At 46.0% G+C, this 14411-nt stretch carries 17 protein-coding genes; 12 read left to right on the forward strand and 5 right to left on the reverse strand.

Going from position 1 to position 14411, the window contains the following annotated elements:
- Positions 1-33: 33 nt before the first annotated feature.
- Positions 34-723 (reverse strand): hypothetical protein, encoded by a 690-nt coding sequence (locus DFP94_RS02910; protein ID WP_114494925.1) that lies wholly within the window; start codon positions 721-723, stop codon positions 34-36.
- Between the two features lie 185 nt (positions 724-908).
- Positions 909-1289 carry a hypothetical protein gene (locus tag DFP94_RS02915; protein WP_114494926.1) on the reverse strand — a complete coding sequence of 127 codons (381 nt, stop codon included), beginning with the start codon at positions 1287-1289 and terminating at the stop codon, positions 909-911.
- A gap of 127 nt (positions 1290-1416) precedes the next feature.
- Here DFP94_RS02915 and DFP94_RS02920 point away from each other — a divergent pair, with 127 nt between their 5' ends.
- Positions 1417-1977, forward strand: coding sequence for a hypothetical protein (locus DFP94_RS02920; protein WP_114494927.1), 561 nt, complete (start codon positions 1417-1419; stop codon positions 1975-1977).
- A 995-nt stretch (positions 1978-2972) separates the two neighbouring features.
- On the opposite strand, the gene DFP94_RS02925 is transcribed toward DFP94_RS02920, so the two are convergent.
- Positions 2973-3170: a hypothetical protein gene (locus DFP94_RS02925; protein ID WP_147273834.1), complete on the reverse strand. Its 198-nt coding sequence runs from the start codon at positions 3168-3170 to the stop codon at positions 2973-2975.
- Positions 3171-3415: 245 nt separating this feature from the next.
- On the opposite strand from DFP94_RS02925, the gene DFP94_RS02930 reads away from it, so the two are divergent.
- The 8 genes from DFP94_RS02930 (at position 3416) to DFP94_RS02960 (ending at position 8869) form a co-directional block, all read left to right on the forward strand.
- The gene (locus DFP94_RS02930; RefSeq protein ID WP_114495753.1) at positions 3416-3802 is read left to right on the forward strand and encodes a YkvA family protein; all 387 of its coding nucleotides are present in this window, start codon (positions 3416-3418) and stop codon (positions 3800-3802) included.
- Positions 3803-3853: 51 nt separating this feature from the next.
- Positions 3854-4978 (forward strand): glycosyl hydrolase, encoded by a 1125-nt coding sequence (locus tag DFP94_RS02935; protein ID WP_245954438.1) that lies wholly within the window; start codon positions 3854-3856, stop codon positions 4976-4978.
- A gap of 81 nt (positions 4979-5059) precedes the next feature.
- Complete coding sequence (locus tag DFP94_RS02940) at positions 5060-5935, forward strand: diguanylate cyclase domain-containing protein (RefSeq protein ID WP_245954443.1); 876 nt, start codon at positions 5060-5062, stop codon at positions 5933-5935.
- Between the two features lie 32 nt (positions 5936-5967).
- A complete protein-coding gene (locus tag DFP94_RS25390; RefSeq protein WP_181873013.1) occupies positions 5968-6111 on the forward strand; it encodes a hypothetical protein in 144 nt (47 codons plus the stop codon).
- A complete protein-coding gene (locus DFP94_RS02945; protein ID WP_114494929.1) occupies positions 6104-7399 on the forward strand; it encodes a glycosyltransferase family 2 protein in 1296 nt (431 codons plus the stop codon). Before DFP94_RS25390 ends, DFP94_RS02945 begins: the two co-directional genes overlap by 8 nt.
- A gap of 174 nt (positions 7400-7573) precedes the next feature.
- Positions 7574-7825 carry a hypothetical protein gene (locus DFP94_RS02950; protein WP_114494930.1) on the forward strand — a complete coding sequence of 84 codons (252 nt, stop codon included), beginning with the start codon at positions 7574-7576 and terminating at the stop codon, positions 7823-7825.
- Between the two features lie 273 nt (positions 7826-8098).
- A complete protein-coding gene (locus DFP94_RS02955; protein ID WP_114494931.1) occupies positions 8099-8548 on the forward strand; it encodes a GNAT family N-acetyltransferase in 450 nt (149 codons plus the stop codon).
- Positions 8549-8629: 81 nt separating this feature from the next.
- On the forward strand, positions 8630-8869 hold the full coding sequence (locus DFP94_RS02960; RefSeq protein ID WP_114494932.1) for a DUF3892 domain-containing protein: 240 nt from the start codon (positions 8630-8632) through the stop codon (positions 8867-8869).
- A 65-nt stretch (positions 8870-8934) separates the two neighbouring features.
- Here DFP94_RS02960 and DFP94_RS02965 read toward each other — a convergent pair whose 3' ends face one another.
- The gene (locus DFP94_RS02965) at positions 8935-9669 is read right to left on the reverse strand and encodes an MBL fold metallo-hydrolase (RefSeq protein WP_114494933.1); all 735 of its coding nucleotides are present in this window, start codon (positions 9667-9669) and stop codon (positions 8935-8937) included.
- A 171-nt stretch (positions 9670-9840) separates the two neighbouring features.
- On the opposite strand from DFP94_RS02965, the gene DFP94_RS02970 reads away from it, so the two are divergent.
- Both DFP94_RS02970 and DFP94_RS02975 read left to right on the forward strand, forming a co-directional pair.
- Positions 9841-10395, forward strand: coding sequence for a stalk domain-containing protein (locus DFP94_RS02970; protein ID WP_114494934.1), 555 nt, complete (start codon positions 9841-9843; stop codon positions 10393-10395).
- A 110-nt stretch (positions 10396-10505) separates the two neighbouring features.
- A complete protein-coding gene (locus DFP94_RS02975) occupies positions 10506-10826 on the forward strand; it encodes a DUF1292 domain-containing protein (protein WP_114494935.1) in 321 nt (106 codons plus the stop codon).
- Positions 10827-10896: 70 nt separating this feature from the next.
- Here DFP94_RS02975 and DFP94_RS02980 read toward each other — a convergent pair whose 3' ends face one another.
- Positions 10897-12372: an aminotransferase class I/II-fold pyridoxal phosphate-dependent enzyme gene (locus tag DFP94_RS02980; RefSeq protein ID WP_114494936.1), complete on the reverse strand. Its 1476-nt coding sequence runs from the start codon at positions 12370-12372 to the stop codon at positions 10897-10899.
- A 188-nt stretch (positions 12373-12560) separates the two neighbouring features.
- Here DFP94_RS02980 and DFP94_RS02985 point away from each other — a divergent pair, with 188 nt between their 5' ends.
- Complete coding sequence (locus DFP94_RS02985) at positions 12561-13865, forward strand: MFS transporter (protein ID WP_114494937.1); 1305 nt, start codon at positions 12561-12563, stop codon at positions 13863-13865.
- Positions 13866-14411: the final 546 nt, after the last annotated feature.

Genomic DNA, 14411 nt, shown 5'->3' on the forward strand with positions numbered 1-14411 from the left:
TATCGCTGTTACTGGGAGTGTGTCGGGCTAAAATTAATCTAAATCTGTACTATGAGCATCTTTATATTGTTCGAGTATATTATTCTGGAATTTTTCGAAGTCTTGAATATCACTTATCTCTTTTTCACTAATTAACTTATTAAATAATTTGTCAATATAAAGTGTATTTTCATATTCTTTAAATACTAAATCACTGCCCCAAAATTCCTCTTCAGAAAGTCCAGTTAAATTAATTCTTTGGTGCATTATCTCTCTAATAAGAGCTTGATTTTGAACATCTACATCTTCACTATTAAGCATATCTTTTTCTCGATTTATAACCTCTTTAACTTCACCTTCTGCTACGGTAATACCTATTTTTTTAGCATGTTGTACCGAAATTCGCTTTTTCAGCATCTCATCTATTAATTCCTGATCTGTAGGAAGACTAGCTATTTTATATGAAGAGCTGTCTAATGTTGCGTTCAATTGATTTATCAGTTTAATGTTTACTTTGTAAAAATCAAACTCCGATTTGCTTATTTCAATGTCGCCCCCCGAGATAACAAAGTTGCTTTTGCTCATAGAACTATTCTGATCTTTCAATTCACCAAATGCATTTTCTATCAGCTTTTTTTGTTCATTTGTAACTAAATCTTTATCAGTTGCTGATGCGTACAAAGAGGAACTGACTGCAACAAGTAATACTATGAAAGATATTATAATAAATCTCTTTCTATTCATTTCGTCTCCTCCTTAATATTAATTACTAAATGTTAGTGTATTCGACGCAGTCCCACCACCAAAACATTTACTAGGAGTTGGTTGTGCATATCCTTCATTCTGGAACGTTGCAGTGAACGTACCACCAATTTGTCTAGACCAATCGCTACCGCTATTTTTTCCTGAAATAGCTACTAATAGTACAATTAATTTACCCTATACTTCGTCTTATTGGACAGAGCCAGGTACTTAAATGGATCCCTCATACTCGTGTAATTACGAACATTTATTTGAGTTCCACATGCAGAGGCCCCGTATGAATATCCAGGTGGAATTCTAACATTGCTATCAGACATTGATAATGTGATTGTTGAACCCGAAGCACCTGAGTAGGTTATAATGCTTTGGGCTATTAGACTGATTGTGAAAGTTATTCCTCCATCAGGTCCATATTGTAGGATTCCTTTAGCAGTTTCGCTAGTCTTAGTTGCTGCAGAAGCTATTACCGGATTAAAGATGGTTAGAAGAAGACTACTTACTAAAGTGAAAACTAGAGTTAATCTGAGGTGTTTTCGATTACTCATCATAAATAAAATCCCTCCTAAATATAATTTGGTAAGGTAACCCATTCAGATCCCTTACATTTCCATTATACACATAGTTGGAAATCATTTGAAAATTTATGTTATATTAAGAAAAAAGGGGTTGATAAGTTTGAAAAGAGTAATATATATTTGTCTAGTTGCTGCCTTTTTGGTGACTAGTGGATGTGGGACTGGAGCTCAGAATACTATACCGCCTACTGCTATCGATCAAAGTCCTCCAAACTATGCCGGACTATCAATAACAAACGGAGTAGTAGAATGGAACCAAGGCTCAGATTGTTGCAAATCTTTCGAAGATACATTGCTCGAAATGCCTTTTGAGGTTCGAATTCCTAAGGTTCCCTTTCAAATTACTAATCAGGCTGCCGAAATTGTCCCAGCAAACTTCAATTTGATACGCCTTACTTTTGCAAATGTGGAGCATGGAGAGCAACTAATATTGTCTATTTCAAATTCGAAGGATAAATCCAAGCCGGAAGGAAAAAAAGGTCCTAAATTAAACGACGGGACACAAACCTGGATACAAAGCAATCAGAACTTTAGCGGGTTATATTGGAGAAGTAAAGGATTAACCTATGCTTTAGCATCGAGCAAGGCCGAAGGTGGTGACTTCCTTCCTTTGTATGATATTTCTGAACTAATTCAGATTGCCAACTCTATAGGGAAATAGCTCTAATAGGTTTAGAATGAGGACGATGTTCAATAATTTGGTCAATAAATTTTTGTATGACCCGTTTTTTTCTAACAAGTAATCTTTTGAAAACGTAGCCCTTTGCTGTTGATCTTTCTATCAATTTATTTTTGACCCTCATTATTTATCATTTATCCTGACAAGGTGGGGTCAGTGGTTGGAACTCACTATAGATCATGCTAAAGAACCTTTACTCCGTAAGGGTTCTTTACTGTTTTTCAGACATGACAAATAAACCTTTTTGATTCAAGTGGTCAAGAATTGGGCAAGAAATCAAAACCTCTTCTACTTCTTCCTCAAACAGCATTTTACTGAACATAATAGCAGTTTCTTATGCATACTCAGAAGTAAATTAGAATAAGTATCTAGGTTTATTTTACGTCTGCATGGTCCAACCGCCCACTAACAATCATAGATTTAGCTCCTTATAGTAAGAGGAGCGTGGTCTCGTGTCATTGAATCTGATTTAGGAAAGCCCAAGCTTTGATCTGAGCGACGCCTTAATAAATTTATTAGGAAAGTATTTTTTTCAAAAGTTCAATGGCGTATCTTTATATCATTTTTTTCATAATACAAACCTTTCTTTTAATGAGATTTATCAATATTCAAATTCTATTTTTCAAGACTTATGCTTTTTGAAGCTATTACTAAAAATATAGTTACCCACTTATATGATGTGTCAACAACTCATCCAAATATAAAAGCTGGTGAATTATCCATTGCATACATAACTGGAATTAATCTTGATGGGAACATTTGTAATGTCGTTTGCTTTTTGTTTGTTGCCCTCGCACCAACTATTGCCCCGACAGGACCGAATATTAGCCCTCCTGCAATTCCCTCGTTGCACTACTATGGACGATATTCGCAATTTCAACATCTGTCTTAACTTCTGCGGCTCTTATTTTATTCAATTTCAATTCAAAGGTAGTTTCGACGCCTTCAATGATTAACAAATCATAGTAAAGTGAACGTTACATAGATTCTTTTTTAACCAGCAGCAATACTTGAAAATGGTGTGAAGTGCTACTCGCAATAACTCCCAATCCCTTTAATTCTTCGCTAAGTTCAACTCGTTCCACTTTGTATGTAGGTTTTCGAATAATTAACATCGCTGCGATAGCAATTACAACCGCTAACATACCTGCTAATCCAATATTTTCATCTACCATAGGGATGGAAATCCTGATAATAAAAATGATCAGGTATATGATCACCTTCGAAATGAATGCCCTCCCAAATAGTCCTCTTGTACTAATATTAGGAGAAGCTGCCATCACAGGTCATTACGTTTTTATGTTCTTCGCTTGTTTGTTGCGGTCCCCCTACATTTATTGGTACTATCTTTGCAAGACTTATTATTTTTTAACGTTACAAGTGTTTTCGAGGAGTGTATACAATGGATGCAGATACAAAGTTGAACGAAAAGTATTCGGAAGAATCCTTTTGGAAGAAGATCAAGAAGTTCGGAAAGAAGGCCGGATCCAAAGTCGTTTATGTTGCACTTTTGCTTTTTTATTGTCTTAAGGACGAAAAGGTTCCCGCTTGGACCAAAACCGTGATCATCGGTGCTTTAGCTTACTTTATCAGCCCAATTGACGCAGTGCCCGACATCATGCCCGTGGCAGGTTACACTGATGATTTGGGGTCGTTGTTGGCTGCCTTGGGCGTAGTGGCCGTTTATATCAACGATGATATCAGGGATAAGGCGAAATCCAAATTGAGTGACTGGTTTGGCTCGGAAAGCCTAATAGATTTGAAGGAAATCGACAAAAAGCTCGCAAAAGATCAAGGAACTGAATAGACGGAGTGTTTCCCACAGGATGCAAGAAATCTACAAGCGAGGAGGGAACACGTGAAATCAAAACCGTTTATTGTCGGACAAAGAAAAAACGCTCTTTTCTTGATCATCATTCTGGCGTTAGTTCTGGCTATAACAGCTTTCCTATTTATCAAGAAAACCGAAAAAAAGACCCCTTCGTCCACCATCGCTTTTGTCGAGAAGCATATGACCAATCCCAACGGAACGCTAGCCTCATACCTGCAGGATTTCAAATCGGACAATCCGGATATCGTCGCCGGACGCGAGGCTTTATCGGAATCATTGGGCTTCTGGATGCAGACAGCGGTACTAAATAAGGACAAACAGCGCTTTGACGGGAGTTTAGAGCTGCTGCAGGAACTGTTTGTTTCGCCCCAAAATTACGTTTACTGGAAGCTCCGGCCTGACGGGAAAACCGAGGTGAACACCAATGCGCTTGGCGATGATTTCAGGGTCATCGGTGCGCTTCTGGACGCCTATGATCTTTGGCAAGAGAAAGAGGTTCTGGATACGGCCGAAAAATTAACGCAAACGCTGCGCTCCTCGGTCACCGTAGATGGTTATTTTGTCGATTACCATGACTTCAAGCATGAGTCTTCGGCCGATGCGTTAAGCTTGGCTTACGTGGACACGGCAGCCTTGCAGGCGATGCAGCGGCACGGGCTCGTCGACAGGAATTTGCTGGAGAAGCATACGGATTTGCTGCTCAACATGCCCAATGACGGAGCGTTCTTTCCGAAAACGTTTCAAGTCACTTCCCGCAAGTACCGGTACGATCAGGAGATCAATTTGATCGATCAATTGATCGTGGCGATTCACCGGGCGGAGTTGGGGGAGTCCGTGGAGCCGCTTACCGGATTTCTTAAGCAGGAACTGACCGCGCGCAACATGCTCCCAGGGCGCTATGACCGGGAAACCAGGGAGCCGTCGGTGAAATACGAATCTCCGGCCGTATACGGGTTGGCCATATTGCTGGCTTACGAGACCAAGGATAGAACTTGGGCGGAGCAGCTCTACCCATACATGATCGCTATGCGGGACAATGACCCCAATTTTGAAGGCGGTTATGTGTTTGACCGGAATTCGCACCTGTTCGATAATTTAGTGCCTCTTTTGGCTGAAATCTGCTATCTTAGAAATGCATCAGATATTAAATAGTAGTTTAATTTAATAGAAAACAGTCTTCCAAACAAACTACACTACAACAGCGGGTTCGTTTGAGTGGTAGGGAGGTACACATTGGATCATAAAAAGAAACTGCGCAGCATCGATATCGGCTTCCTCAGCCTGATGGCCATTTTACTGTTAGAACAATTGGCGGTGTATTCGAATCTGTTTATGGATCAGCATTTTTCTGTTTGGGAAATGATCGCAAGTGTGGGGGCTCTTGCTGCGGTCGCCGCAGGGCTGCTTCTGCCGGTCGGTTACTCGGTCGTGCTTGTATTTATTTTCCTGGTTACGTACCTGGTATGGCTTACTACCCATGGGCGCAGCGACCTGCTTGAAGTGTCCTGGCTTTTATTTATCCCCGCTAATGTGATGGTGGCGTCTTTCTTGAACAACGGACTTATCCGAACGAAAAACATGATGGTTCGATTGAAAGATTTGAACGACAAAAATCCGACGATAGATCTGGATACCGGGCTCGGGAACAAAGAAGCCTTTGCGGATATGTTGTCCAAGCAAACCAATTTGGCCAAAAGGTATCCGGAGCAATATGATTTCTCCCTGGCGATCTTTAAAATCGAGTTTTTGCCGCTCGTGTTAGAATCGCTTGGTCCTGAACGCTACTCCAGATTTCTGCTTGAAATCTCCACTACCATCCAACAGCAAATCCGGCTGGAAGATTCCAAGTTTTCGATCGACATGGGGCGCTTCATCATCCTCTGTCCGTTGACGGACCGCAGCTTTTTTCCTGTAGTGACGGAACGGGTGAAGAACGCGATGATGAATCTCAAATTTGAAGATAAAAAGGGACAACCTCTGAAACTCGTCGTGCGCTCGGCTACACTTGGGTTTCAACTGGAACGGGCCGATTTCTTTTTGCAAACCGATGATGTCATTAACGCCCTTGAAAGAGGTACGGAGACCGACCTTATTGCGGAATATATTTAGTGAGCTGGAAGCGGCAGAAAGGAAGTGTCAGCATGATTGACTATCGATGGTTCATCATCCTTTGCATTATCGTCTCTTCGTTATTCACCCTTGCTGTGATCATATTAACGATATTTACGCTGGTCTTTCGTGCCAGGGTGATTCAGAAGTACGATCGGGGGAAGCCTCATGTCTGACTTCTTCTTGATCTTCTCCGTGATCAGTATCTGGATTGCCGTACTGGAAGCCATCGTAATTATGGCGGGTGCGATCAAATTCATATTTAGGCAGAATCGTTCCCCTTTGACCATCCCGGCAAATATGGAACATTATCCGACCGTCAGCGTTCTGGTCCCGGCCCATAATGAAGAGATCGTTATAGCTTCAACGGTGGAGCATATCTTGCAGCTCAATTATCCGGCCAGGAAAGTACAGGTCATCATCATCGCCGACAACTGCACGGACCGCACGGCCGAGAATTTGAAGGCTTTAAAGAACAAGGATGCTTACCGCGATCGGGACTTTATAATTCTTGAACGGACAGGGAAGGGCGGCAAGTCCGGGGCTTTGAATGATGCGCGCAAGCTGGCCACCGGAGAGTGGCTCTGCGTTTATGATGCGGATGCCGCACCGGAGCGCAACGCGCTTGCCTTCCTTGTGCAGAAAGCGATGGAGGAACCCGAGCTGTTCGGTGCCGTCTTTGGACGGAACAAAGCGAGAAACCGCAGCCAGAATTTCCTGACCCAATGCATTAACCTGGAGCTTGTGACCGTACAGCGGGTACATCATACGGGATTATGGGAATTGTTCAAGATTGGCACCATCCCGGGGACGAACTTTATCGTCAAGTCGGCGTTGATCCAGGAGATTGGAGGCTGGGACGAGGAGGCAATTACGGAGGACACCGCGATTTCTTTCGAGATTTTGACGCGAGGCCAGCTTATTGCCTTGGCGCCGCAGGCGGAGGCTTATCAGCAGGAGCCTGAGAGGCTTAGCGTATATATGAGGCAGCGGGAGCGGTGGTCTAAGGGAAATTACCATGTTATTATCGACAACATCCATCATCTGTTCAGGAGGTCAAGTTGGCGGATCAAACTGCATGTCCTGTATTATGCGGCCAGTTATTTTTGGTTCATGGTCGCCATTATTATCTCGGACATTATTTTCATAACGAATATCGTTTATCAGATCATAGCTTTGTTTGTTCCGTCGATCGTATCCCCTTTTATTTTCGGTGGCGATATTTTCGTCTATTTAATGATCGCTTGGGCATTGATGTACTATATTTATGTCCTGCAGATCAATCTGGCCCTGGCGGCCGATATCGGACAGAGCAACGTCCGCAATTTCATTGTTTCCGTAGTCTCTTATTTTACGTATTCCCAACTGTTTCTCGTTATTTCCGTTCGGGCGTTTTACTCTTTGATTATGGATAAAATATTTCGCAGAAAAACAAAATGGTATAAGACGGAGCGCTTCGACTGAGAAGTTCCCTATTAAGTAGAGAAAGACTTGTATCCTTGCCTAAAGCAGGAGTACAAGTCTTTTTGCGATAGTCTCCTAAAATACTTCCCGTTCGATCGTTAGCGTATAGGAAAGGCATTCCTGGCAACACTGGAAGTCATGATGCAAGACATAAGTTAAGGAGGAGTTCACGCCGTGATTATCGACAGCAGGAAGGAGGCATCGTCTAAAGCACGCTACAAAATACTGTATCGGTTGCTTTGCCTGATCATAGGCATCAGTGCACTTTCTTTTACCGTAGGATGCGGCCTAAAGGCTGATGAAACCACATTGCGCAGACAGGCGTCCTCGCCTTGGTGGTTTTTCGGTCCGTCCGTATCGGATGGGGTATATTCGCCGGCCGTACGGGATGATGTGTATTCGAAGGAAACTTTGACGCATCCTTGACGGCGGTTCAAATCACCGGTTGTTGGCTTTTAGTCTTCATCCCATTTCCGGGAATAACCTTTTTTCGTGACATAGAACATGGAGGCGATCAAAAGAACGGCAATCAGCACGGCCGCCGCGATGGTGATGCCCATAACCATAGGTGAAACTCCTTTCGATAGTTGGATGGCACTCGATCTTGACTCAACTATACATGAATGTCTTTTTTTTGTATAATAATGCAGTTCATTTGTTTGACATAGAATAGAGAACCAGCATGGGGGGCGAAGAGAGATGGCTGCTGTCATCATACATGTGAAAACGGAAGAGCAATTGGAACAATGCTTGAATATTCGCAAAGAAGTTTTTGTGGAGGAGCAGAATGTTCCGCTTGATTTGGAAATCGACGAGTTCGACCGGATTGGACCTGAAGTGAACCATGTTCTCGTAGAGATAGACGGGGCATTTGCGGCTACAGGAAGACTGACCTACTATAAAGATAACGCAGCCAAAATGCAGCGGATCGCCGTACGCAAAAACTTTCGTTCGCTAGGAATGGGAAAAATACTGCTGATCGCGCTGGAGGAACTCGGCCGGGAACTGGGACTGACTCAATCGGTGCTGGACGCACAATGTCAGGCCGAAGGATTTTATCGGAAACTGGGCTATGAAACGATCACCACGGAGCCGTTTGACGACGCCGGGATTCCTCATGTCCGAATGGTCAAAGCGCTCAAATCCTAGATTATAGACTCCGCCAAAAGGGGACATGCTACATCTATCCCTTTCCTTAGGGAAATCAAGCAGAGGAGATGTGATGAAAGCATGGCACTCGATGCGCGGGAACGGTTTATTGCGGTACAGAAAAACGGCGACGGCGATTTAGCTGCTTTTAAAACATCCAGCGGCCGTATATTGGACTACGTTCAGGCAAAACAGGAAGTTCAGGCCGGAGCGATCGCCGGAGTGAATCTGTTTAAGGGTAGAGACGGGGAGATGTACATCCGGGGAGATGCCGACGGTGATCCGAGCAACAACCTGGACGCTCTGCCCCGTTTTGATTAGAATAATTTGAACGCGAAAAGATGTCAAAACAGCCCTCCGATGAATTTATCCGGAGGGCTGTTTCATTATAACGTATAAATCTCATGCTGGAGAAGAAACTCCATCTCCGCCGTACGGCCGATATAACTCTCCATTTCATCCCCGTAATGCATCAGGAGTATTTTATTGCGGATCTCCGGCGGGAGGGACAACAGTTCATCCAGTGTCGTGTGTACTTCGCCGGGTCCGGTTAGCTGGACTTCATGCAGAATTTTCCGGCAGTTTCTTTCTTCCACGAGGTGAAGCAGCAAATCAGGCTGGAACACTTTATCCGCGCTGTAGAAGATTTCATTGTTGATATAAAGAGAGTAGCTGGCTTTGCCAGGGATATGCGGTGTCCGTATGATCTCTATGCTCAAGTTTGGGGATAACCCGCATGGGGTTCCTTCCTTTAGTACCCGTACTTCAAAAGCGTCCCCTAGCGAAGCGATGCCGTCCTGGCCGAGTCCGCCTTTCAGCGTATTTTCCCATAGCGGGGTGACTAATGCTTCGGCGATATAAAGAACCGGTTTACGCCCCGATCCATACTTCATCCGGAAGACAAGTTCCTCCAATCCGCCGACATGATCCCCATGAATATGCGTTATCAGAATAGCGTCGATTTCGTCCAGCGGTTTACCCATTTGATGCAGCGAAAGCGGGGCCGTTATACCGCAGTCGATAAGCAGGCTGAAGTCGTCGGCATATACAAATCCGTTGTTGTTGAAATATTTTTTGGCGAAGGCGCCGCCCGTGCCCAACATTTGAAGTCGCAGTGTCATATGACCCCTCCTTGTATTTTGGATGTTCCCCTTAATGTACACGATTTCGAATCCGAACGAAAGAGCGGTTCCACCAAAAAAAGTGGATTCTTTCAGCCAAAGACCGCAACTTGGGTCCAGCCGCGGAGTATAAATTTATATCAACATGAATTTAATGGAGGGTTATTCTGGATGAGATGGAGAAGAGTTGCTATAATGGTCGTTGCTTTCTCCCTGATGGGAGGCTCCTTGTTATTTGCCGATTCGGCGACCCAAAAGGTGAAGTTGCTCCTGAACGGACAAGAGATACAAGACGGGGGCTATACGATCGAAGGAAAAACTTACGTCCCGGTCCGCGAACTGGAAGGCTTAGTCGAATATAACGACGCAACTAAAACGGTCAATTATTATAAACCGAATGTTCACATGTTTCTGTTTACGGAGGAGTCGGCGGTGATTGGTATTATCAAGAAAACCGGTAAGCTGAAATTCAATGTTTTCGCCCAAATCGACGAATTGCGGACGGACATCTCCGCAGTTCGAATTTCCATCACGGCGCCCGATGGCGACTCCAAAGTGATTCAGTCCGAGGAGATTAAGGAACAGACGGATAATTTCTGGTACCGTACGAAAGATTATTCGTATGACTTCAAAGCCGAAGGAAAATATATCATCGGTTTCTATATGAAGCCTGTCGTAGGCGATTATACGCTGGTCTCAGAGAAGAGCGTCAATGTCGTGAAGTAACCATGGAGAACCGCAGGTTTTCCAAAATTGACCTGTCCTTGGTAAAATGATACGATACGAGGGAACCAACAGGTTTTAACACATCAAAATAATCAAAGCGAGGTATTTTAATGAGCGACCATAATCACGAACACGGTGAGGCTTGCGGCTGCGGACACGACCATGATCATGACCACGAGCATGAAGAGTTCGTATTGACGCTGACGGACGAACAAGGCAATGACGTAGAAATGGTTCTTGTCGAAACGTTCGATGTAGGCGAAAAAGTATATGCGCTACTGTTAGAGCGGAACAACCCGGAAGCGGACGGCATCATCCTTCGTATGGAAGAAGAGAACGAAGAAATGGTGCTTTACAATATCGAAGACGAAAACGAATGGCGTCAAGTGGAGGAAGCTTATAAAGAGCTCGTATCCCAGCAAGAAGATTAATAACCCGATCCGATAAAAAACAGGGTGGTCCTAAGCGTTCAGCTTGGGATCACCCTTTTTGCATGTTCTTTTAGAAAATCGGATCGGCTTCCACGATCACTTTAACCTGATTGATATAACGGTCTTCCGGGCCTTTCACGGGGAGGCCGACTTCTACATGGTCGACGATATAGTCGATATTGCTTTGGGAAATGACCTCGCCCGGCAGCAGGATTGGAATTCCCGGCGGGTAAACATATATGAACTCCGCGATAATGCGACCTGCCGACTCCTTGAACGGGATGACTTCCGTATCCGTATAGAAGGCATCTCTCGGAATCAGCGACAATTGCGGAATTTCCGGAATTTTTACAATCAGCTCATTCGCATTGTTCTCTTTGTAGTAGGTCTCCGCCAACTGCCGTAGCGCGGTCAGTAAGGTATCCACCGATTCCATTGTGTCCCCGGGGGTAATGATACAAAGAATGTTGTACATGTCGCTGAGCTCGACTTCGACATTGTAATGCTCGCGCAGCCAGTTCTCCGTTTCGTATCCGGTGATGCCCAGATGACGCACATGAATCGTCACTTTGGTCGGGTCCAGATCGTAAGTGGCTTCGCCGCCCAGAATTTCTCGGCCAAAGCTGTACAAGCCCTCGATTTTATTGATTTCGGCGCGCAGATAATGAGCCATGTCGAGCGCTTGCTGTACCATTTCCCGGCCGTTCAGGGCCAGATTTCTGCGGGCAGTGTCGAGCGAGGCCAGCAGCAAATAAGACGTCGAAGTCGTCGTCAGCATGCTGATAATCGTCTGTACGCGTTGTGGGTTGACAAAGCCGTTTTTGACGTTCAGGTTCAACACCGAACTCTGCGTCATGGAACCGCCCAGCTTGTGCACGCTGGTTGCCGCCATATCGGCGCCGGCCTGCATGGCCGACATCGGAAGCTCTTCGTGGAACTGGATATGCACGCCGTGGGCTTCGTCCACGAGAACGGGCACATTGAAGCTATGGGCCAAATCCACGATCTCCTTCAGGTGGGCGCATACACCGAAATAGGTCGGGTTAATGACAAGTACGGCCTTGGCATCCGGGTGGCGCTGGAGTGCGCGGCGGACCGACGATGTCGTAATGCCGTGGTCGATCCCCAGACTTTCGTCCTGCGCGGGAGAAACGAACACCGGCTTTGCGCCGGCGAAAATGATCGCCGACATAACCGATTTATGAATATTTCTTGGAACGATAATTTTATCACCGGGAGAACAAATGGAGAGTACCATTGTCATAATGGCTCCGCTTGTTCCTTGTACGGAGAAAAAAGTGTGATCGGCGCCGAATGCGTCGGCGGCCAGCTTCTGGGCATCCTCGATCACGCCGGTAGGCTGATGGAGATCGTCCAGCGGAGCGATGTTGATCAAGTCGATGGATAAGGCGTTATCGCCAATAAACTCGCGAAATTCTTTATCGGTTCCGAGCCCCTTTTTATGCCCGGGAATGTGAAATTGAACGGGATTGCCGGCCGCGTGCTGCTTGAGTGCGGTAAAGAGCGGCGTCTGCTGATGATCCATAGGGCCGTCCCTGCCTTTCGTAATGTAAATTTTCAACAAAGTTGAGTATAGCAAAATGGGCCCGGAATGCAAGCAAGAGTTTGGACGAAACCGTCGAATTGCCGCGAGAGGTTAAGTTGCGGACCAAACTGGAAATACTAGGAGAAAGCACACAAAGAGAGGAATAGGGGAAAGGAGAGAAGTGTCTGATGGAGTTGACGGCAAAGCTTGTAAACAAGAAATTGTTAACCCCGACCTTTGTCAGTCTGTGGATCATTATGTTTTTGGTGGAGTTTGTAAAAGGAGCGCTGATCGTCGCCATACTGCCGGTATATATGGGTGATGTTTTGAAATTGAGCGCATTTGCCATCGGTCTGTCCTTCTCCTGCCAGTACATAGGGGATAATCTGTTCCGCAGTCCCGCAGGATGGCTGATTGAACGGATCGGATTCAGATTGACGATGACGATTGGACTGTGCATCACGTTTGGAGCCGTCTTTATCATTACTGTTATGAAAACAATGGGATTTATCGTTCTGGGCTGCGCTTTGCTCGGCATCGGAACGGCACCGCTTTGGCCCTGCGTCTTGATGGGGATTACGGCGGTAACGGAGGAAAATAAAAATTTCGGAACCGCGATGGGGGTCATTCAGATCTCCAGCCTCGGCGGTACGGGCCTTGGTCCGGTTATCATCAATTTTCTGGTTAGCGTCTCCTACACGCTCGTGTTCTGGGTGCTCTTGGGATGTATGGGGCTGGTAATCCTCGTGTCGCTGTTCCTACCGCGGCGTACGAATCGACCGGAAGATGATGCTGCGGAAACTATGAAGGTTTCGGGCGCTCCTGCTGCTTCGGCAGGAGCGCCCGACGGCCTATGGCGGGGCGGTCTCGCCCGGATCTGGCAAAATATCAGGGAGACGCACCGTAATATCCGTACCCATCTGAAGGTGAGTCCGCTACTTTACCCGGCCCTGTTCCTGCAATCCTTTGCCGTCGGCTTGCTGACGCCGGTCATCACGCTGTTTGTCCGCTCCGAACTGGGCTTGTCGCCGGAAGCCTTCAGTTTGATGCTCATCACGGGCGGCGGGGTTACCGTGCTCGGGCTGATTCCGATCGGCAAATTGGTCGACCGTTACGGGACCAGACGTTTCTTGAACACCGGCTTTGCGCTGGCAGCCGTATCCGTCGGCCTGTTTGCCTTTATGAGGCCGATGCCGGTCGTTTGGCTGCTTGTCATGCTGATCGGCGTCAGTTACGCGTTTATCCTCCCTACCTGGGATACAATGATCTCCCACCTGCTGCCTGAAGGAGAAAAGGGAACCGTCTGGGGGCTGTTCCTGACGATTCAGGGCTCGGGGATGGTGGTCGGACCGATCGTCTCCGGGAAAATGTGGGACGCGCTGGGAGCCCCGGCTCCATTCCTCGCCAGTTCGATCTCGATGGCACTGCTGTTCTTCATCCATCTGTTTATCTCACGCAAACAACCCGCTCCCCCCGGTGTTTCTCCCCGGTAAGAGCGGGTTGTTTTTTCGAGCATTCGGCTATGGATCCTGAGCTCACCGCATGATACTTACTGTGCTCTGCACACTTCAACTCGAACACTCGTAACTTGTAAATCCCGCCTGCCATCGCACTCCATATTGCGGATTGAACACGCTACTCAAAGAGCACTGAGGAATAAACAACGTAACTCAAAGAGTACAAAGGAATAAATAACATAACTCAAAGAATACAAAGGAATAACGCACGTAACTCAAAAAGTACAAAAGAACAAACAACGTTACTCAAAAAGCACAAAAGAACAAACAACGTTACTCAAAAAGCACAAAAGAACAAGCATCGTTACTCTCCGCGCATTACACAACCTCATTTACTCACCCAACACCCACCCAACACCCACCCAACACCCACCCAACACCCACCCAACACCCACCCAACACCCACCCAACACTCACCTACTCACTCTCCCCTAGCCGCTGGCCGCCCACATCTAACTAACTTATAAGTTGTAGCAGAACCAGACACACTACTCTCTAACCACTCCCCGCTCCCGGTTGCTC

The organism is Fontibacillus phaseoli (genome assembly GCF_003337355.1).
Classification (GTDB): domain Bacteria; phylum Bacillota; class Bacilli; order Paenibacillales; family Paenibacillaceae; genus Fontibacillus; species Fontibacillus phaseoli.